At 60.2% G+C, this 18,617-nt stretch carries 19 protein-coding genes; 1 reads left to right on the forward strand and 18 read right to left on the reverse strand.

Features of this window, described 5'->3' with window-relative positions:
• Window positions 1-136: 136 nt before the first annotated feature.
• Entirely contained in the window at window positions 137-1,498 is a 1,362-nt protein-coding gene (locus tag ACS4RS_RS03940) for an extracellular solute-binding protein (protein WP_439008623.1), read from the reverse strand.
• Window positions 1,499-1,795: 297 nt separating this feature from the next.
• Between ACS4RS_RS03940 and ACS4RS_RS03945 the strand changes: the two genes are divergently transcribed.
• Entirely contained in the window at window positions 1,796-2,824 is a 1,029-nt protein-coding gene (locus ACS4RS_RS03945; protein ID WP_439008622.1) for a substrate-binding domain-containing protein, read from the forward strand.
• A gap of 125 nt (window positions 2,825-2,949) precedes the next feature.
• On the opposite strand, the gene folD is transcribed toward ACS4RS_RS03945, so the two are convergent.
• From folD to rem, 17 genes are all read right to left on the reverse strand, one after another.
• Window positions 2,950-3,849 (reverse strand): bifunctional methylenetetrahydrofolate dehydrogenase/methenyltetrahydrofolate cyclohydrolase FolD, encoded by a 900-nt coding sequence (gene folD, locus ACS4RS_RS03950; RefSeq protein ID WP_449313890.1) that lies wholly within the window; start codon window positions 3,847-3,849, stop codon window positions 2,950-2,952.
• Window positions 3,850-3,969: 120 nt separating this feature from the next.
• On the reverse strand, window positions 3,970-5,772 hold the full coding sequence (locus ACS4RS_RS03955; protein ID WP_439008621.1) for a succinoglycan biosynthesis protein exop: 1,803 nt from the start codon (window positions 5,770-5,772) through the stop codon (window positions 3,970-3,972).
• Between the two features lie 191 nt (window positions 5,773-5,963).
• Complete coding sequence (locus tag ACS4RS_RS03960; RefSeq protein WP_439008620.1) at window positions 5,964-6,803, reverse strand: WecB/TagA/CpsF family glycosyltransferase; 840 nt, start codon at window positions 6,801-6,803, stop codon at window positions 5,964-5,966.
• Between the two features lie 286 nt (window positions 6,804-7,089).
• Window positions 7,090-7,629 (reverse strand): hypothetical protein, encoded by a 540-nt coding sequence (locus ACS4RS_RS03965; RefSeq protein WP_439008619.1) that lies wholly within the window; start codon window positions 7,627-7,629, stop codon window positions 7,090-7,092.
• On the reverse strand, window positions 7,629-7,994 hold the full coding sequence (locus ACS4RS_RS03970; protein WP_049733063.1) for a hypothetical protein: 366 nt from the start codon (window positions 7,992-7,994) through the stop codon (window positions 7,629-7,631). Before ACS4RS_RS03970 ends, ACS4RS_RS03965 begins: the two co-directional genes overlap by 1 nt.
• A 123-nt stretch (window positions 7,995-8,117) precedes the next feature.
• Entirely contained in the window at window positions 8,118-8,681 is a 564-nt protein-coding gene (locus ACS4RS_RS03975) for a rod-binding protein (RefSeq protein WP_439008618.1), read from the reverse strand.
• Window positions 8,682-8,712: 31 nt separating this feature from the next.
• A complete protein-coding gene (locus tag ACS4RS_RS03980) occupies window positions 8,713-9,126 on the reverse strand; it encodes a hypothetical protein (protein ID WP_439008617.1) in 414 nt (137 codons plus the stop codon).
• A 4-nt stretch (window positions 9,127-9,130) separates the two neighbouring features.
• Complete coding sequence (locus ACS4RS_RS03985) at window positions 9,131-9,883, reverse strand: flagellar biosynthetic protein FliR (RefSeq protein WP_449313891.1); 753 nt, start codon at window positions 9,881-9,883, stop codon at window positions 9,131-9,133.
• The gene (gene flhA, locus ACS4RS_RS03990; RefSeq protein WP_449313892.1) at window positions 9,880-11,967 is read right to left on the reverse strand and encodes a flagellar biosynthesis protein FlhA; all 2,088 of its coding nucleotides are present in this window, start codon (window positions 11,965-11,967) and stop codon (window positions 9,880-9,882) included. Before flhA ends, ACS4RS_RS03985 begins: the two co-directional genes overlap by 4 nt.
• A 211-nt stretch (window positions 11,968-12,178) precedes the next feature.
• A complete protein-coding gene (fliQ, locus tag ACS4RS_RS03995; protein WP_130823819.1) occupies window positions 12,179-12,445 on the reverse strand; it encodes a flagellar biosynthesis protein FliQ in 267 nt (88 codons plus the stop codon).
• Between the two features lie 88 nt (window positions 12,446-12,533).
• On the reverse strand, window positions 12,534-12,968 hold the full coding sequence (flgD, locus tag ACS4RS_RS04000) for a flagellar hook assembly protein FlgD (RefSeq protein ID WP_439008614.1): 435 nt from the start codon (window positions 12,966-12,968) through the stop codon (window positions 12,534-12,536).
• Window positions 12,959-13,408 carry a flagellar biosynthesis repressor FlbT gene (flbT, locus tag ACS4RS_RS04005; RefSeq protein ID WP_449313893.1) on the reverse strand — a complete coding sequence of 150 codons (450 nt, stop codon included), beginning with the start codon at window positions 13,406-13,408 and terminating at the stop codon, window positions 12,959-12,961. Before flbT ends, flgD begins: the two co-directional genes overlap by 10 nt.
• Window positions 13,405-13,752 carry a flagellar biosynthesis regulator FlaF gene (gene flaF, locus ACS4RS_RS04010; RefSeq protein ID WP_439008613.1) on the reverse strand — a complete coding sequence of 116 codons (348 nt, stop codon included), beginning with the start codon at window positions 13,750-13,752 and terminating at the stop codon, window positions 13,405-13,407. The genes flbT and flaF overlap by 4 nt, the downstream gene beginning before the upstream one ends.
• A 36-nt stretch (window positions 13,753-13,788) precedes the next feature.
• Window positions 13,789-14,841, reverse strand: a complete 1,053-nt coding sequence (locus ACS4RS_RS04015) for a flagellar hook-associated family protein (RefSeq protein ID WP_439008612.1) — start codon at window positions 14,839-14,841, stop codon at window positions 13,789-13,791.
• A 3-nt stretch (window positions 14,842-14,844) separates the two neighbouring features.
• Window positions 14,845-16,332: a flagellar hook-associated protein FlgK gene (gene flgK / locus ACS4RS_RS04020; protein ID WP_439008611.1), complete on the reverse strand. Its 1,488-nt coding sequence runs from the start codon at window positions 16,330-16,332 to the stop codon at window positions 14,845-14,847.
• A gap of 19 nt (window positions 16,333-16,351) precedes the next feature.
• A complete protein-coding gene (locus tag ACS4RS_RS04025) occupies window positions 16,352-17,662 on the reverse strand; it encodes a flagellar hook-basal body complex protein (protein ID WP_439008610.1) in 1,311 nt (436 codons plus the stop codon).
• Window positions 17,663-17,787: 125 nt separating this feature from the next.
• Window positions 17,788-18,459, reverse strand: a complete 672-nt coding sequence (gene rem / locus ACS4RS_RS04030; protein ID WP_003588527.1) for a transcriptional activator Rem — start codon at window positions 18,457-18,459, stop codon at window positions 17,788-17,790.
• Window positions 18,460-18,617: the final 158 nt, after the last annotated feature.

The raw sequence follows: 18,617 nt of genomic DNA on the forward strand, positions 1-18,617 counted from the left end.
ACGGGTCAGCGCCGGTCATCGTCAATCTGTTTGTATTGCCCAATCACAATATATCCTGCGATGGCCGGGCTCTTTGCGAACCCGGCCAGTCATGCAGGCCATGCCGCCGGCAAGCCGGCGGCATAATTCTGGAAGATTACTTGATGCCGTCCCAGGCACTCTGGATTTCGCCAGCAGCCTCTTCAGCCGACTTGCCGCCGACGAAATCTACCATGCCCGTCCAGAAGGCGCCGGCGCCGATCTTGCCCGGCATCAGGTCGGAACCGTCGAAGCGGAAGGTGGTGGCCGAGGTCAGGATCTCGCCTTCCTTCTTCATCTGCGGATTGGCGTAGGCCTCGGTGCTGACGCCCTTATACGGAGTCAGGAAGCTCGACTGCGCCATCCAGACCTCATGTGCGATCGGGGTCTTCAGGAAGTCGATGAAGGCACGGGCCGTCTTCGAGTCCTTGGCGATCGAGACGAGCGTGCCGGCGCCGAGAACCGGCTTGCCGAGTTCGGGATGCGACGCAAAGGTCGGCATGTAGAAGAAGTCGGCATCCTGGCCGAGCTTCGTGCCCTCAGGGAAGAAGGACGGAATGAACGAGGCCTGATGGTGCATGTAGCACTTCGGCGGAACGGCGAAGAGGCCCTTCGGGCTGTCGCGGAAATCGGTCGAGGCCACGGCCGCGACGCCGCCGTCGACATATTTCTCGTTCTTGGCGAACTTGCCGAACTCGTCGATCGCGGCAACGACGGCCGGATCGGTGAACTTCAGCTCGTTGGTCGTCCACTTGTCATAGGCTTCCGGCGGCTGCATGCGCAGCATGATGTCCTCGACCCAGTCGGTCGCCGGCCAGCCGGTGGCGCCGCCGGACCCGAGACCGATGCACCAGGGAACGCCGCCGTCCTTGACGATCTGATCGGTCAGGGCATGCAGCTCTTCCATGGTCGTCGGGATCTTGTAGCCGGCCTCTTCGAAATTCTCCGGAACATACCAGACCAGCGACTTCACGTCGGCCTTGTAAGGGAAGGCGTAGAAGGCTTCCTTGCCGTCCTTGCCCTTGTAGGTGCCGTAACCGACCCAGCTGTCGCCGGCGCCGTAATTGTCCTTGATCCACTTGGAGTTGTCATCGCCGAGCGGCGTCAGGAAGCCCTTGCCGGCGAGATCGGCCAGCAGACCCGGCTGCGGCAGAATTGCAATGTTCGGCGGCGAGCCCGCCTGCGTGTCGATGACAATCTGCTGTTCGTAGTTCTCGGACGAGGAGTATTTGGCATCGATGCCGGTCGCTTCGGTGAAATAGGCAAGAACGCTCATGAAGAACGCCTCGTCCTCGCCGCGCCACGGCCCGAAGATCGTCAGCGGCTGACCTTTCAGATCGGCATGAGCGGCCTTGAATTCGTCATAGCTCTTCCAATTGAACTTGGAATCCTGTCCCGGGGCAAATTTCAGATCGGCCGCGGATGCAGCACCGGCAAAAAGCGCTGCCACGGCAACGCCCATCAAAAATGACCTTTTCATGTGATCAACCTCCCATCACAATCCCAACCACGCCGAATTCCCTTTAAAAGAAATTTCAAAGCGCTTTGACACTCAACTCATTCCACTTTCGGTGGAATGGAGTCAAGTCATTTCACGAAAACCCGCTGTGGACCTGGTCGCCATCACAGAGGAGCAGCGGCTATCGGCAAATATGGAGCGATTTTTCTTGAGTCAAGCGCGTCAGATGCTACATAATTGAAAGCGCTTTGGATGCCACTGGGAGGCGGCAGGCCTTTTCAAGACGGCCGACGGGCGGGCCGGGAGGAAGCATAGCAGGTGAATCTCAAACAGCTATCGGAATTGCTGGGGCTGTCGCAGACGACGGTGAGCCGAGCGCTCAACGGTTATCCTGAGGTCAACGAGGCGACCCGGGAGCGCGTGCTTCAAGCTGTCAAGGAAACCGGGTATCGCCCGAACAAGGCGGCGCAGCGGCTTGCGACCGGTAAGGCCGGCTCGATCGGCCTTGTCATGCCGACGGCGCCCGGCCACCAATCCGACGTTCATTTCGGAGAGTTCCTGGCCGGGCTCGGCGAAGAGGCGGTGCGCCACGACTTCCACTTCGTCATCATGCCGGCCGACCCAGATGACGAGGTCGCAGCGCTCAGGCGGCTTGCGATCAGCGGCAATGTCGACGCGCTGTTCGTCGCCTATATGCGCGGCCACGACCCCCGGCTCCCCATGCTGAAATCGCTCTCGATGCCCTATGTCGTGCACGGCCGATCCTTCGGTTCGGAACCCGACTATCCCTATCTCGACATCGACAATGAAGGCGCATTCTACGATGCGGCGCGGCTCCTGCTGCAGCTCGGCCATACGCGCTTTGCGCTGATGAACGGGCAGATGCATCTCGATTTTGCCATCCGCAGGAAGAACGGCGTCATATCGGCGCTGGCAGAGCGCGGGCTGGCGCTCGACGAGGATTGCATCAGCCATACGTTGATGACGGACGAACAAGGCCAGTTGGCGATGGAACATTTCCTGCAACTGCCGGAGCGGCCGACGGCCATCCTCTGCGCCAGCACGGTGCTGGCGCTCGGTGCGATCCGCGCGGTCAACCAGGCCGGATTGCGGCTCGGCGAGGATATCTCGCTGATCGCCCATGACGACGTGCTACCGCTCCTGAAGCCGGAAAATTTCTCCGTGCCGCTGACGACGACGCGCTCTTCGCTCAGAGGCGCCGGTGTTCGCATCGCGCAGCGGCTGATCGGCACGGTGAAGCAGGCAGGCCCCTTCCCCGAACAGGAACTCTGGAAGACCGAACTGATTGTCAGAGCTTCCACCGGCCCCGCCCCGCAGCAGCTCTAAAGCGCGTCGCGATCTTTCAGATTCGCTCCTCGCGCTTTAGCCCTTTGTTTTACGCACGTTGCGGCAAAAGCGCTTCGCGCTTTGCCTGGGAAAACCGCCGCACACTTTTGCGCGACATGCTCTAATCAGAACTGCGGCGGGGTCTGCCCTGCAGCGCGATGGGCGGCGATGACGGTATTGGCCATCAGCATTGCGATGGTCATCGGCCCGACACCGCCGGGAACCGGGGTGATGGTGCCGGCGACCGCAAAGACCTCGTCGAAGGCGACGTCGCCGACGAGCCGGGTCTTGCCCTCGCCCCTTTCGGGGGCTGGCACGCGATTGATGCCAACGTCGATGACCGTCGCACCCGGCTTGACCCAATCGGCCTTGACCATCTCAGGCCGGCCGACGGCGGCGACCAGAATGTCGGCATTGCGGCAGACCTCGGCGAGGTTCTTGGTTCTGGAATGCGCGATCGTCACCGTCGCATTGGCGTTGAGCAGCAATTGCGCCATCGGCTTGCCGAACAGGTTGGAGCGGCCGATGACGACGGCGTTGAGGCCGGAAAGATCCTCGCCATGGGTGCGGCGGACGAAGACCATGGCGCCGGCCGGCGTGCAGGAGACCAGTCCGGTTTTCAGGTCGCCGATGGCAAGCTTGCCGGCATTGGCAATGCTCAAGCCGTCGACATCCTTTTCCGGCAGGATCGCCTGGATGATCGGCTCGCTGTCGAGCGGCTTCGGCAGCGGCAATTGGACCAGGATGCCGTGGATCGACGGATCGGCGTTGAGGGTGGCGACGAGGGCTGCCAGCTCCTCCTGGCTGGTCTCGGCCGGCAGTGTGTGCTGGACCGATTTGAAGCCGCATTCCTTGGCCATGCGGCCCTTGGAGCCGACATAGGCGTGACTTGCCGGATCGTCACCGACGATGACGACCGCAAGACCGGTGGTGACGCCGCTGCTCTTTTCCAGCGCCGCCGTCGCACTCTTGACCGTCTGAATGACCGATGCAGCTACGTTCTTGCCGTCGATTACTGTCGTCACGCGTCTCTCCGCCCTGTTTCGCGCCAATCTATGGATAGTCGGCGAGCGTCAAATGCCCGCTAACGCCCTATCCTGTCGGAAAGCAGCAAGGCAATATCAAAAATGCAAGGAAATGACCGTTCAGCGCAGCGGCTGCCGCGCCTCGAGGCCATGAACAAGAAGCCGGTCGCGCAGGCCGGAGATTTCGGAGCGCAGCGCCTCCATCTCGTCGACCTCGGTCGGGACCGGTTGCGGTGCCGGCGGCTGCGGCGAAGACAGTGGTTGGGACCGCGGCATTTCCTCTTCGGCTGCGGCCACGGGTTTACGCAGGCGCAGCACGAGAGCCACAGCAAGGCCGGCGGCGAAACCCGCGGCAGCACCGGCCAGCGAGCGGCCGGTCAGGCCGTCGGGCGCCGATACCGCCGTTGCCAGCGCCGGCTTCATCAGAGTGATGTGGCCGTCGGCGACCGTTCCCGCTGAGGCTGGGGCCGCATCGTCCAGGCGCGAACGCGCGGCGGTCGCTTTCTCGCTGAGCTCGGTCAGCCGGGCAAGATCGACGCCGGTATCCCGGCTTTGCGCAATCAGCGTGTTGCGCCGGTCGTTCAGGGCCTTGCGCGCATCGAGGGCGGCCTTAGCGGCGGCGTTGGCGGCCTGGGCAAGACGGGCCAGCTCCTTGCCCATATTCTCCTTCAGACCATCGGTTTCGGCCTGCTGCTGCAACAGCCGCGGATGGCGCGGGCCGAGTTCGGCCGAAAGCTGCGCAAGCGCTGTCTTGGCAACCGCATATTTGTCGCGCCAGTCCTGCAGCGCCGGCGAGAGCATATCGGAGGGGAGAGAACCGTCGAGCACGCCGGCGAGTCTGGCGGCTTTCAGCCGGTCGGCCTGCGCCTTGGCGTCCAGGATGGTCTGGTCGGCCTGTTTCAGATCGGAATCGAGCCCGTCGATCTGCCGGCGAAGATCGACGGCCACCTTGACGTTGCCCTCGCCGCTTTTTGCCGTGAAGGCTGCAAGTTCCGCCTTCGCCTCGTCATAGGCCTTGCGCAAGGCGGCGTCGGTTTCGCCGTTGCCGCGGGGTCCACTTGCCGGGGAAACCGCTTCGGCAAGCCTTGCGGCGATGCGCATGGATTTGCCGCTGTCGCCGGTCGTCACCCGCACGAGGATCGTCCCGGCGGCGGCATCGGGCAGGATCTCGACCGAATGCTTCAAGGTTGCCTCGGCGCGCGAGGCCGGATCGGCCGCTGCCCCTGTCGCCGAGAGTAGATCGAGCGCAATGCCGAGCGCATTGGCCCTCTGGCCGGCAAATTCGGGATCGTGGTCGAGTTTTAAAGCGGCGACCGTCGAAGCAACCACGCGTGCCGACATCAGGCCTTGCGCCGCAGCCTCGGTGAAGGCGGCCCGGCTTGCGGCATCGGTCTTTACCGCAAGCGTTGCTTCGGCACGGTAGAGGGCCGGCGAAGCCGGCATCAGCACCGGCAGGCCGGCGCCGATCATCGTCGCAGTGGCGACCATGATCGCGAGAGCACTGCCGCCGCCGCGCCGGCGCGGCGCTGCCGGGCGAGGCCCGGCGGGTTCCTCACGGATCACGGCCAGCGGTTCGGGTGAAATTATCGGCGCGTCGGCCGGAGCAGCCGGTTCTTCGCGGCGCGGCTCTTCCTGCGGAAGCGGGTGGCCGATGTCGTTAGCGGCCCGAAGATGATTGCCGAGGATGGTTTCGATGCGATCGACCAGCGGCGCCGTGCGCGCCGCTTTGGCGCGCTGCTCTTCCAGCGCGCGGCCGATGGCGCGCAGCAGTTCGGCCTCGGGCAGCGCGATATCAGGCCGGCCCGACCGGGACGCGCTCCCAGGCAGTCGATAGCGATCGTCATCAGCGCGCGCCGGTGCGGGCGACGCCGCCTGGGCGGCCGCGCGATCGTGAAAGCTGCTTCTGGCCCTGATATCGTACATTTGCGCCACATCTCATGCACATGATGGCCGAATTCGCTCACCCGCACGGATGCCGATGATTAAGCCAGTCTAAATATTCATGGCAAAGAAATGGTTAACCGCAGCGTGCAAGAACTATGCATAGCTCTCAAATCGGAACCGATCCAAGGATGTATTCCAAAGTGTCATAGTGTCTTGGAAAGACGCCAGCGTCAGCTTGCCTTCTTGTGTTCCGAACGCGGCTGCAGCGCGGTGCTGTGTTCTTCCGGATGGCTGAGAATTCGTTCGCGCCGGCGGAAGCGATAGCGCAGGACATGGAAAAGAAAGACCGGGATGCCGATAACATAGCGGCGCCATAGGCGCGTCGGCTCCTGCAGCAGGCGATAGGCCCATTCCAGGCGCATCATCCGCACCGTCCTCGGCGCACGCGGGACGGCACCGGAGACGAAGTCGAAGAGAGCGCCCACCGTCAGCACCAGGCGCGCATGATCGGCACGGATATTGTCGTGGACCCATTTCTCCTGCAACGGCGTTCCCATGCCGACGATCAGGATATCGAGCTTCTGGCGCTCGATCTCCTCGGTGACGATAGTAGAATCGACCTTGTCGAAATAACCGTCGGAAACAACGACGAATTCATGCCAGGGCGTATGCCTGCGGAAATTTTCTGCCGCCGCCTCGACAACCGAACGCGTGCCGCCGATCAGACCGATGCGGCGCGGGGCTTCCATGAAAGTGAGGAAGGCCGGCACGAAATCGGTGCCGTTCAGATTGGCCGGAAACGGCGAGCCATGGGCGATCTGCGATGCAATGTTGAGACCGATGCCATCCGGCAGCACCAGATTGTGCGACATGATCCGGTAATATTCGTCATCGTGAAGCGCGGTCAGCATGTTGTGAGCGTTGACGAAGCAAACCACGGTCTGGCCGACGGGAATGGAGGCCAGCTCGTTGATAAATACGAGGGCGTCATCCCAGCCAAGATCGCAGACCGGCAGATCGAAGATCGTCCGCCGCGATGCGAGCACCGCGAAGTTTGCAATCAGATTCATTCCTACCTCCTGCCGAGGATGCTTCATGCGCCCGACACCCCGGAAAACAAGCCCACACCTCCGCGCCGGGTTTCGAAGCGCCGGTCGCGTCCCGCCATGACGGTGTCGCCCCGAATTCGGAAGCGGCACATGCCAAGCTGTGACAGCCGGTATAACAGGACGGCTTCAAACAACCCTTAGGAAAATTCCTTGAATTTCCATGCTCGCATAAGTGGTTTATTAACCAAGGGCGCCAACGAAAAACGGCGCTCTCCGGCGCCGTTTTTCGTCGATATCATTGTCGTGCTCAGCGAGCGGTCGGCGCCGGCGTTTCGCCGGCCGGTGTGGTCTCGACGATCTTGACGGGTGTACCCACCTTCTTCGGCTGCCCAGCGGAGCTCTCCTTGACATCTTCCTTGGAGAGATAGTCGAGCTGCTCCAGCATCACGTCGGCGACATATTCGCCGCCAAGGCGCTCGTTCATGCCCTTCTTAATCTCTTCACGGAAGGCCTTCGGATCGAAGGATTTGATGTGGGCGATATCGACCATCTTGTTGCCGACGAGCAGGCTGAAAAGCTCGTCCGTGGTCATCTCGGCCAGCGGCAGCGTGACGCCCTTCAGCATCTCCTTGTTCATCATAAAGGAAACACGGCCGAGGAAGTAGCCGGTGATCGCGCCGTTGCCGATGATGGGTACCGTGATGGTTTCACCCTTCACCAGTTCGAGCGCGTTCTGCTTGGAATCCGTTGCCGCGGGCGCCGGCGCGGTCGCCAGGTACACCGAGAAATAGACCGATGCCAAGGTGATGGCGCAAACCCAGATACCGGTGAGAACGAGCTTGATCATCAGTTTCCACGCGTGGCGAATTGTTCCTGGGAATAGGTCCCGTCGGCATCGGCGTCCTGAACGGCGTTCTTCAGCAGATCGGCGACAGCACGAACCGCTTCGAGATGCGCCTCGACCCGACGAGCGTTGAGAACCAGCTTCTTCTTCAGGCCGTGCAACTGATCGAGATGAGCAGCGGCAAGCTCGGCCGGATCGGTGTCGCGAAAGAGCATCGACAGCTCATAGAGGCAGCGGCTCTTATGCGCATTTGAGACCTTGAGATCGAACTGCGGATCGCTGCCGATCCGAGTGTTCTCATTGTCGATGATCATTTCGAGGCGTCCGAGAACGGATTTGATTCTGTATTCGTTCGAAACTATTTCCATTTTACCCCCGGTTATGCGTCGCTTAGAGCACGATGCTGAAAACTGTGCGCGGTTTCGCACGGCATCACGCTCCAACTATTTCATTGAGAACAGGATTCAGATTTTAGGCCAACGGCCCTAAAGTCATCCTGCTCTATCGGTCTTGGCTTCGGCGGTCGGCGTACCAAATGTCTTGCGCTGGAAGTCGTCGATCATGCTGAGCGCAGTGTTGCGGTCATCGTTATCCGTCGAGGCATTGACGATCTTGCCTTCCTGCCGGCGTAGCTGCTCGGCGTACATCTGCTTGGCGATGCCGATGCCGTCGCCCTTGGCCATGGTGTTGCCGAGCTGTTCGGCCATCATGCCTTTCCAGATATCGCCGGTCGCGCCCTTGCCGTAGACGTCTTCGCTTTCGCTCGGCAGCATGGACTTGACGAAATTCTGCAGAACCATGGCCTCGAATTTCCGGTAGCTTTCCGGCACTTCCTCAGCCTTGGTGCGGTTCTGGATGTTGTTGAGGCCGCTCTTCTGGGTGATATGGTCGAGGACGTCGACCGTATTGGAGAAGCCCTTGCCGTTTTCGGCAAGGCTCGTTGCGGCAAAGGCCGCACGATTTGCCTTCAATTTTTCCTGGGCCGCCTGAACCTCCATGGGGTCGGCAGCTTTGACAACGTCCAGGACCAGATCACTGGGGGGCGAAATAGCCACGTTACAATCCTCTAAATTAAGATCGTAACGACTATGGGTTTCGAAGCTTGCTGGAGGCTGGCGTTGCGAATTGCTGATCGATGACATCGTAGACGGCATTGTCGTCGGCCTCACGGCGCTCGGCCTCGAGGGCTTCTTTCATGCCTTCTTCGAAACGGTCGCCCTTGGCGCGCTCACGCGCCAGCCGCATTTCGTGCACCTCCTGCATGCCGGTCAGCTGCAGGTCCTTGATCGAAAGCCTGCCGAATCTGTCGGCGTAATTCTGCGAGAAGGCGTGGTGGACCGGGTCCATCGAGCCGAGTGCGAGGATGACGTCGTCCATCGCCGCATTGACCTCGACGCGCTGGCGGCTGGTTTCGGCCAGATCGTTTTCGGCCATCCTTTCGATATGCCGCTGCACCGAGAGCAATCGCTTGAGCTTCTGGGAGCGGTTCTTTTCGATCATCGTCTCATCGCCCGATATAGATCGAGCCGAAGGACTGGCCGAACTGGCTGACCAACGCTGCAATCGAGAAATAGATCAGGAAGAGCCCGCCCATCAGCAGATAGGGCGTCGAGATGAAGTAGACCGGGATCTGCGGCGCCAGCTTATTGATGAAGCCGATCGAGACGTTGAAGATCAAGCCGTAGATCAAAAACGGACTCGACAGCCGCAGCATGATGTAGGTGGTCTGCTCCAGCGTGTCGGTAAAGGAGATCAGCGTCGCGCGCATCTGCAACAGGCCGCCGAAGGGCATGGTTGTGTAGGAATCGATCAGCGCCCGAAAGACGATGTGATGGAAATCCATGATGAAGAGGATCATGATGCCGGCAAAGGTGATGAAGCCCGAAAGGCTGCTCTCCGGCGTGTCTTCGATGATATCGGCCGAGCCCGGCTGGGTATAGCCGACCATGGTGGCGAGGATCGTCGCGGCGAACTGCATGCCTAGCGTGTAGATCCGCGCCAGCATGCCGTACATCACGCCGATCAGCGATTCGCTGACGATCAGGCCGATATAGGTTCCGGAACCGGTGTGGACGGCCGGATAGACCGTGTCCCAGAGCAGCGGCATGACGGCGATCGACAGCGCGACGGCGATGAAGACGCGCAGCTGTTCGGGTACGCGCGCCGAGGAAAAACCCGGAAGAGCCAGCACACAGCCACCGATCCGGCAGAAAACCAGAAACAGCGCGAGAACGGTCCCTTGCGGGTCTGTTATCATGAAATAGAGCCCAAAATCTTTATCTCGATGCCCTTGGCCAGTTCGACATGCGACAGGACCGGCAGCGTGGCGAACAGCCGTTCGATGATCATGCGCACATAGGAGCGTGTTTCCGGCGAGGTGACAAGTGCGAATGGCAGGCCGCGATCCATGAACTCACGGATAACTTTAGTGGCCTGTTCGCTGAATTCCTCCAGGCTTCGCGGATCGATGTCGAATTCGATCACCTCGCCCTTGGCGTCGCGCTTCAGCGCCTGGTGGAAAGCGAGATCCCATTTGCTGCCCAGCCTGAGGACGCGCAGCACGCCGTTGTCGGCGAGGTCACCGCAGAGTTGCTGGGCCATGCGGATGCGGACATGCTCGACGATCTGCTCGGTCTTTCTGACATGCGGGGCAAGTTCGGCCACTGCTTCGAGGATGAGGTGCAGATTGCGGATCGAGACGCGTTCGGCAAGGAGGAGTTTGAGCACCGCCTGCAGGCCCGAATAGGACATATGCGACGAGCAGATCTCGTCGGCGAGCTTCTTGTATTCGGGATCGAGGCGATCGATCAGCACCTTGACGTCCTTGTAAGACAGAAGCTGCGGCAGGTTGTTGCGGATGACCTCGCTCATATGGGTTAGCACGACGGAGACGTTGTCGATCGGCTGGAAGCCCTCGCGTTTCAGATCGTCGGCGAAGTTCTCAAGGATCGAAACGGCCGGCATGCCGAAGGCGGGTTCGCGGATTTCGTCGCCGGGGATGCTTGGCCGGCGGCCGGCGCCGGTAACGACGAGAACTTCGCCGACCCGTAACAGGTTGGAGGCGACCGTCGTGCCGTGGATGCGGATCTGGTAAGACTTCTCGGCGATGGCGATATCATCGGTGACCTTGATCTCGGGCACGACGAAACCGTATTGCGTGGCGAACTTCTTGCGCATCTTGCCGACACGGAAGGCGAGCTCCTGGTGGGCGCCGAGCAGGCGTGTCGAAACCATCTTGCCAAGGGCGAGCTCGATCTCGGAGGTGCGCAGCACCGACTTGACCGAATCCTTTTCCAGCTCTTTGCTCTGGACGACCTTCTTTTCCTCCTGCTCGCGGCGAAGCCTGTTTTCAGCCTCGACCTGACGCGGAATGAACCAGGCGCCGAAGGCAAGAAGACTGCCGAGGATCACGAAAGGCACGAAGGGCAGACCTGGCATCAGCGCTAGGACGAACATCAGCACGGCCGAGACGGAGAGCGCACGCGGATAACCACTCAACTGGTTGACGACAGCCTGATCGGTTGAGCCGGTGGTGCCGCCGCGCGAGACAAGAAGGCCGGCTGCGAGCGAGACGATGAGGGCCGGCATCTGCGAGACGAGGCCATCGCCGACGGAGAGCTTGACGAAGACGTCGGCCGCTTCGCCGATCGGCATGCCGTGACGGAAATAGCCGATGATGATGCCGCCGAAGACGTTGATGGCGGTGATGATCAGACCGGCGACGGCATCGCCGCGCACGAATTTCGAGGCACCGTCCATCGCACCGAAGAAGGAGCTTTCCTCTTCGAGCTCCCTGCGCCGGCGCTGGGCTTCCCTTTCATCGATGATGCCGGCCGAAAGATCGGCGTCGATCGACATCTGCTTGCCGGGGATGGCATCGAGGGTGAAACGCGCGCCGACTTCGGCGATACGCGTGGCGCCCTTGGTGATGACGATGAAGTTGATGGTGATGAGGATCAAGAAGACGATCAGACCGATGACGAAGTCGCCGGACATCACCAGGCTTGCGAAACCGGCGATGACGCCGCCGGCCGCGTCGTGACCTTCGTTGCCGTGGGACAGGATGACGCGCGTCGTTGCGATGTTCAGCGCCAGCCGGGTCATCGTCGCGATCAGCAGAATGGTCGGGAAAGACGAAAAATCGAGTGGTTTCTGGATCCACAGCGCGACCATCAGGATCAGCACCGAAAAGGCGATCGAGAAGGCCAGTCCCATGTCGATCAGGAATGGCGGGATCGGCAGGAAGAGAATGCAGATGATGCCGATGATGCCGAGGGCAAAACCGACATCGCGCAGGCTTGGGGCGACTTTCGGAAGGGGGAGTGCAGGTGGTTGCGCCATAACAGTTCCGTCTCTTCATGAGAGGAGGCGGACTCGGTCCGCCCAATTCGGATCGAGAATTAAATGGCGAAGCTTGCGCGAAGGTGGCTCAGTGCGGTTCAGCTTTTCATGGAAGCGCAGAACCGCTCCCCTTTGCTTCTACGCAATCACCCGGCAAAAGCGCTTTGCACTTTGCCTGGCAAAACCGCTGCGCACTTTCGCTGGAATTGCTTTAAAAGCCGGACTGGATGCGCGAGAAGACCAGGTTGGTGAAAATCGAGATCTGCGAGCCGACGAAGGGTGCTGTGACGCCGACCGTGATCAGCACGGCGACGATCTTCGGCACGAAGGTCAGCGTCGCCTCCTGCACCTGGGTCAAGGCCTGAATCAGGGCGATGACGAGACCCACCACCATCGCGGCGATGACGGCGGGACCGGCGGAAATCAGCACGGTCCAGATCGCGGCCTGGAACAGATCCAATGCATCAGCTTCATTCATCTGAAGGCAACCTCATATCGCCTCGAAGCAGCCCCGTCGTGACCGAGCCGCTATTGATTGGTATCCCCGGCGCGTCGGCGCCGCGGTATCAGGTATCGCTGTCGCTGGCCGGCGCCTTGTCGGCAACAGTGATTCCCGCCTGCACGAGTATCTTACCGCCATCCGTGGTCGTCGCAATGATGCCGTCGGAATAAACCTTGACGGATTCGATCGTGCCTTTGATGGTGCCGTCAGCGCTTTCCATGTATTTGCCGACGTAGCTGCTGGCCTGGGTCAGGCTTGAGCTTGCGAGCAGCGTATCCAGCTTGGTGTTGGTCTGGATCGTTTGTTCGACCTGCGAGAAACTTGCCAGCTGCGACATCTGCTCGCTGGCATCGACCGGATCGGTCGGATCCTGGTTCTTCATCTGCGCAATGAGCAGCTGAAGGAAATTGTCGTAGTTCAGCGTCGCTTTCTGCTGGGCCGAGTTCGTCGTGCTCGTCGTGTTTGTGGTGCCGACGCGTGATGCTGCATCTACCGCCATGGTGCAATCTCCCTGCGAATCTGCTCGACCATCGTCGGCGGCATTTCCTGGTTGTTGAGGATATTGTCTTCGATTGCGTAGAGGCCACGGATCGCCTTCAACGCATCGAAAGCGCGGCCGGTCGAGACGAGTGCATCGATGCGCTTCAGTTCGGCGAGGATTTCCTCGTTTTTGAAGCAGCTAAGCAGCATGGTGATCGACTTGCGGAACATCGCCGTCGAGTGGTCCTTGCCCTCGGGATTGATGAGGATCATTTGCGCGATGAAATAGAGCTGACGCAGGGGCGTGGTGGCCCCTTCCGGCTGGAGGACGTGGTTTTCGAGAAGGAACGTCACATCATTCAGGAATTCCAGCGCGACCTTGCGGTCGACACGCAGGACGGCGCCGTTGATGAAGATTCTTTCTCCGGCTTTCAGAGAAATGCGAAGTGTACTTTTCATTTAAGTCCATCCCTGATGATGGTGGTAACGTCGATGATGCCCTGATAATTATTCGACAGACGTTTTCGGATCCTGTCGCATTCCTTTAAGATCCAGATCGCGATCGAGATGAGGTTGGCCCTGAGCTCGATCTCCAGCTGGTTGTCGGGATGTTTCAGATCCTCGATGAAGCTGACCCACACCCGGCGGGTATAAAACAGGGCTTCGATGGCTTCCCGGCCGTATTTTTCTTTTTCGCGCGCCAGCGACAGCAGTGCTATGGACCGGTCAAGAACCTGCCATTCCCGCTCTTTCGCGTCGGCCACCGAGTCTTGCATGACTTCGGCATAAGAGAACTGATACATTCATGCATCCTTCTTAATCTTGCGCGCCTTTGCTCATCAAAGGTAGTTTACGAGACTCAACTGCTGGATTTTCGAGACGATCGTGTAAGCCGTTTCAAGCTGCGTTTCCAAAGTCTTGACGAGGGTCGACGCCTCGTAGGGATCGACGCCCTGGAGATCGACGAGCTTGTTCTTGATGATGTTCGACTGGGCATCGAGGGCGTCGTTGGACTTCTTGACGCGCTCCTGGGAAAGGCCGAGCTGGCTTGCCTGCGTCACGAGGCCGCTGGTCGCCTTCGTCGCGTAGGTGATCGCCTGCTTCGACACCGTGCTCATCGCATCGCTGCTGAGGTTCTGGCCGAGGAGCGCCGAGGTCATCACCGAGGCGAGCGCCATATAGCGCATGCCTTCGGAATTGGCGTTGGTCGAGGATTCGATCACTTCCGAATTGCTGATGCGGCTCGTCATATTCTGGCTCGACGCCTGCGACCAGCCGGTCGTCGCATTGGTCCAGTTCGCCTGGCTGAACATCGGCTCGACCGTCGTCGTGATGAAGGTCTCCATCTCGCCGCCGGTGAGATCGCTCACGGCCTTCGGCGGGACAAGAGCGCCTGCAAAGGTATTCAGCGCGGTGACGATATCCGCGCTCGTCGCCGTCGTTTTGTCAGTCAGCGGCTGCACATCGGTATTGATGCCCGAGAACAGGTATTCGCCGTTCACCATGGTATTGGCCGTGTCCATCATGGTGGACAGCGCGCTGGTCGCAGACTGGATAGCGACGGTAACGCTGCCGGGATCGTGACTGCCCTGGAGCGCCGTCAACTTCGAAACGAGACCGTCGCCGACGTCCTTCATCTTGGAAAGACCGAGCTGCGAGGATTCCATGCGGGCGGTGACAAGCGAATTGCTCGATTTGATCGAGTCGATCCTGTCGACCTCGCGGCTGAAATCGACGCTTCTGGCGGCATTGCCGCCGAGCGAGACGCCGATGTCGGCATAGACACCCGTCGTTGCTTCCATCGTTGCCTTGGTCATCTGGTTCTGCGCCTGACGGATCGTCAGTCGCATCGCATTCTGAATGGCCGAACTTGAAATAAATGAGCTCTTCATGGCTTAACTCGCAATATCCAGCAGTGACTTCAGCATTTCGTCGACAGCGTTCAGGATCTTGGTGGCCGCTTTGTAGGACTGTTCGATATCGAGAAGCAGCGTCAGTTCCTCGTCGAGATTGACGCCGGTTTCGTTGGAGTAGGCTTCGTCGGAGCGCGACAGCGCCGCCGAGCTGTTTTCCGCCGCCGTCGTGGCGTTGCTGCGGTACTGCTCGAGCCAGCCGAGGGAATTGGTGGCGTACTCCATAATGCTGACGTGAGAATCGATGCCCGTCGTAGCGTCGAAACCGACTGCTGGTCCTGCCGCCGGATCGAAATCGATGTCGGAGCCCAGCGCCGTATAGAGACGGTCGAGTTCAGTCGTATAACCGCTGAGGCCGGTGGGATTGAGGACGAGGCCGTCAGCATTGATGCCGCCATCGCGCAGGCGCATCGGATCGCCGCCCTGCGAGGTGATGACGCGGCTGCTGACGGTAATGGTCGAGGCCATGCCCGCAATCGCTGTGCCACCGGTATCGACCGTGCCGCCGCTCCAGGTGAAGAGGCCTGGCACATAGGCCGGCCCCGCCGCCGTGTTCTGCTCCTTGAAGAGCGAGACCAGACCGCGGGCGACTTCATCGAGCTGCTTCTGGAAATTCGGGGCGATCTCGTCACGGACCTGGAGAAGCGACTGGAGGCTCCCCTGCGCCGTCGTCGTCGATCCGCTGCCGCGCGCAAGCGCTACACCGTCGATATAAACCGAATTGCCGGTAATGGTGGCGTTGTAGACATCCTGAGACTTGAACGTCACCTTGCGCGGGATCGTCTCGAAAAGGATGGTCCCGTCCGAGGTGCTCAGCACCATGTCATTGTTGTCGCGCATCGTCGCATTGACGCCGACGATCTGCGAAATCTGCTTGAGAGCCTTCTCCCGTTCGTCGAGCGCGCCTGAGGCATCCGTACCCGAGGCCGTGGCAGTCTTCACCGCGTTGTTGGCCTTCTCGAACTCACTGAGCAGCGTATTCAGCTTATCGACGTCGGTGGCGATCTGCTTGTCGGCGGTGGCGCGCACGTCCTGGACGGATTGGGAGGCCTTGTTCAGCGAGTTGGCGACGTCCTGTGCAGCGGTGATGGCGCCCTGGGCGGCGACCGTGCTGCCCGGCGTCGTGCGAAAGGCCTGAAGCTTCTGCTGGAAAACACCGAGATAGGTGGATGGCGACGATTCGTAGTCATTGCCACCCATGATCGACTTTAGGTCCTCGAGACCCCCCAGCAATGCCTGCTGGGCACTGTCCTGCGATGAGGTCTTCAGATATTGACGCAGTAGGGCATCTTCCTGTGCCCGATCGATCTTGACGACCTGCGCGCCGTTCAGGGACGTGGTGAGCATCGCCTGCCGGCGCACGTAATCTTTATTGCCCGCGTTCGAGATATTGTTCGATACGACACTGCTTTGCGTGCCGGTATTGTTGAATATGTTCTGGGCGGTATTAAGTGCGGACGTGAGCGACATGGCTTACCCGTTACCCTGATTATCTCTTGAGGTTGACGAGGACGTCCATGATGTCGGACCCCGTCTGGAAGACCTTGGAATTGGCGGTATAGCTGCGTTGGGATTCGATCATCTCGGTGAGCTCGCCCGCGAGGTCGACGTTCGAACCTTCGAGAGCGCCCGACTTGATCGTGCCGAGGCCGTTGGTCTGCGGGAAGCCGGTGACGGTGACGCCCGACTGGCCGTTGGCGCTGTAGACGTTACCGCTCATCAGCGTCAGTTTGTCCGGGCTCGCGACATTGGCGAGGGGAATGCGGTAGAGAGGCTTGGTGCTGCCGTCTTCATACTTGGCGTATACAATACCGTCGCCGTCGATCGTCACGTCCTTGACCGGACTTGCGGCCTGGCCATTCGGCGTGCCTGTGCCGGCAAAGGCGGCGCCGAGCTGGGTAAAGCCCGATAGATCCATATCGATATCCAAGCCGGTTACCGGATCGGAGATCGTAACAGGGCCTGTTGAGTTGGTGATCTTTCCGGTGGAGTCGAAGTCGAGCGTGGTTGTGCCGACAGCGCCGCCGGCGGTGGTGTAGGGGAAGGAAGTCGTACCGCCGGTCGCTGCATCGGCGTTGCGGAAGATTGCAACCTCCCAGGTGCTTGCCGTCCCTGTTGCCGGCGGCGGTGTCGTAACCGAGGTCTTGGTGAAGTAGAAGTCATACATCACCTTGTTGCCTAATGTGTCGTAGGCGACCATCGAGAACTTCTTGGTATCGGTTGTTGGCGTGCCGGTAGCGCCGTTGTCGCTTGGGAGTGTCGCAGGAGCGACCGGGGCAACACTTGCGTTGGAATCGAGGTTGCCCTTGAAGACGCCTGATGTCGACGCAATAGCCGTCAACCCTTGCTGATTGACGTTGACGGGAACGAGGCCATCGAAGCCGTTGACGACAACGGCAGGAGAGCCGGAGTTATAGGAATAACCCATCAGTTGAAAGCCGGCGGCATTGACGAGATTGCCCTGGTCGTCCTTCTGGAAGTCGCCGGCGCGGGTCAAAACCGGTGTGCCGTCCGCACCCTGGACGATGAAGAAGCCGTCGCCCGAAATCGCAAGGTCGGTGGTTGACGTGGTGTAGGAGATGTCGCCCTGGTCGGAGACAGCCTGGCGGACGGAGGTCTGAACGCCACCGGAATTGTAGTTACCGCCCGAGGAAGGCAGGACCAGCGAAGAAAAGCTCGTCGACACGGCCTTATAGCCGGTGGTATTAACGTTGGCGATGTTGTCGGAAACAGTGCTGAGGCGGTTCGCCTGCGCATTCATGCCCGATACCGCCGTCTTCATGCTGCCGAAAATGCTCATCTGAAAACCTCGTTTTACCTGTTAAACTCGAGAGTATTTGTCGGGCCTTGCGTGAAGCTGTCTGTCATGGCGCGCTGCGAGGCCAATATTGAGGTTCAGCCGGGCGCCGCTGCCCGGCTGGAAAATCAGGCCCAATCGATGCAGTAGCCAAGGAAGCGCTTGGAATCGACCGGGTCGACGCCGAGCTTCTTGCGCAGCTTCTTGCGAAGCTTCGAGATATGGCTTTCGACGACGTTCTCCTCGACCTCTTCATCGAAGATGCCGTAGATGGCGTTGAAGATCTGGGTCTTGGTGACCCGGCGACCGCGATTGGCGATCAAATATTCGAGGATGCGGCGCTCGCGCCGGGGAAGCGCGAAGACTTCGCCGTTGATCTCCGGGTCACGACCGTCCGAGAAGACGCGGATCCCGCCGATTTCGGTGTAATTGGCGATCGCCTTCAGCCGACGCCGGATCGCCGCCGCCCTTGCGAGGATTTCGCGCGGATGAACCGGTTTGCGCACCACGTCGTCGACGCCGCAATCGAATAGCGCAAGGGTGTTTTCGAGCGAGGGCTGATCACTGACCGCAATCACCGGCGCCATCGACCGGTCCCGGATTGCCCGGGGGAGTTCAAGACTGCGCTGCCCCTGACCGATCAGGAAGGCCTCGACTGCCGCAATATCGGAATCGGCGGCAGTCTGTACCCACTCGCCGAATTCCGCTGGATCAAAGCCGGTGGAGGGAATGCCCTCACGGCCAAACAGAGATGTGTATCCATCTTTCACGAGCTCACGCTCATCAACCACGACGATCATTCGTCCGCCTCCGAATCAGTCTGGCACTTCGATGATCTATGGGTACGAATCGCACGAATCGGCGACAACTCGTTAAAGTTAATGGCAGAAACTAATAATTGATTAAGATTCGGGTGGCGATTTGATCTATATCTAGTGGGTCCGGCTGTTTATGCACA

This window comes from Rhizobium sp. F40D2, from assembly GCF_051810745.2.
Taxonomy (GTDB): domain Bacteria; phylum Pseudomonadota; class Alphaproteobacteria; order Rhizobiales; family Rhizobiaceae; genus Rhizobium.

Coding starts and splice junctions, on each gene's coding strand:
- ACS4RS_RS03970 (WP_049733063.1), bottom strand. CDS start 7,994: ATGGAAATAGTTTCGAACGAATACAGAATCAAATCCGTTCTCGGACGC.
- ACS4RS_RS04025 (WP_439008610.1), bottom strand. CDS start 17,662: ATGAGCATTTTCGGCAGCATGAAGACGGCGGTATCGGGCATGAATGCG.
- ACS4RS_RS03985 (WP_449313891.1), bottom strand. CDS start 9,883: ATGATAACAGACCCGCAAGGGACCGTTCTCGCGCTGTTTCTGGTTTTC.
- ACS4RS_RS03940 (WP_439008623.1), bottom strand. CDS start 1,498: ATGAAAAGGTCATTTTTGATGGGCGTTGCCGTGGCAGCGCTTTTTGCC.
- flbT (WP_449313893.1), bottom strand. CDS start 13,408: ATGAAAAGTACACTTCGCATTTCTCTGAAAGCCGGAGAAAGAATCTTC.
- ACS4RS_RS04015 (WP_439008612.1), bottom strand. CDS start 14,841: ATGAAGAGCTCATTTATTTCAAGTTCGGCCATTCAGAATGCGATGCGA.
- ACS4RS_RS03955 (WP_439008621.1), bottom strand. CDS start 5,772: ATGTACGATATCAGGGCCAGAAGCAGCTTTCACGATCGCGCGGCCGCC.
- flhA (WP_449313892.1), bottom strand. CDS start 11,967: ATGGCGCAACCACCTGCACTCCCCCTTCCGAAAGTCGCCCCAAGCCTG.
- flgK (WP_439008611.1), bottom strand. CDS start 16,332: ATGTCGCTCACGTCCGCACTTAATACCGCCCAGAACATATTCAACAAT.
- ACS4RS_RS03960 (WP_439008620.1), bottom strand. CDS start 6,803: ATGAATCTGATTGCAAACTTCGCGGTGCTCGCATCGCGGCGGACGATC.
- flaF (WP_439008613.1), bottom strand. CDS start 13,752: ATGTATCAGTTCTCTTATGCCGAAGTCATGCAAGACTCGGTGGCCGAC.
- ACS4RS_RS03980 (WP_439008617.1), bottom strand. CDS start 9,126: ATGATCGAAAAGAACCGCTCCCAGAAGCTCAAGCGATTGCTCTCGGTG.
- ACS4RS_RS03965 (WP_439008619.1), bottom strand. CDS start 7,629: ATGATCAAGCTCGTTCTCACCGGTATCTGGGTTTGCGCCATCACCTTG.
- fliQ (WP_130823819.1), bottom strand. CDS start 12,445: ATGAATGAAGCTGATGCATTGGATCTGTTCCAGGCCGCGATCTGGACC.
- rem (WP_003588527.1), bottom strand. CDS start 18,459: ATGATCGTCGTGGTTGATGAGCGTGAGCTCGTGAAAGATGGATACACA.
- flgD (WP_439008614.1), bottom strand. CDS start 12,968: ATGGCGGTAGATGCAGCATCACGCGTCGGCACCACAAACACGACGAGC.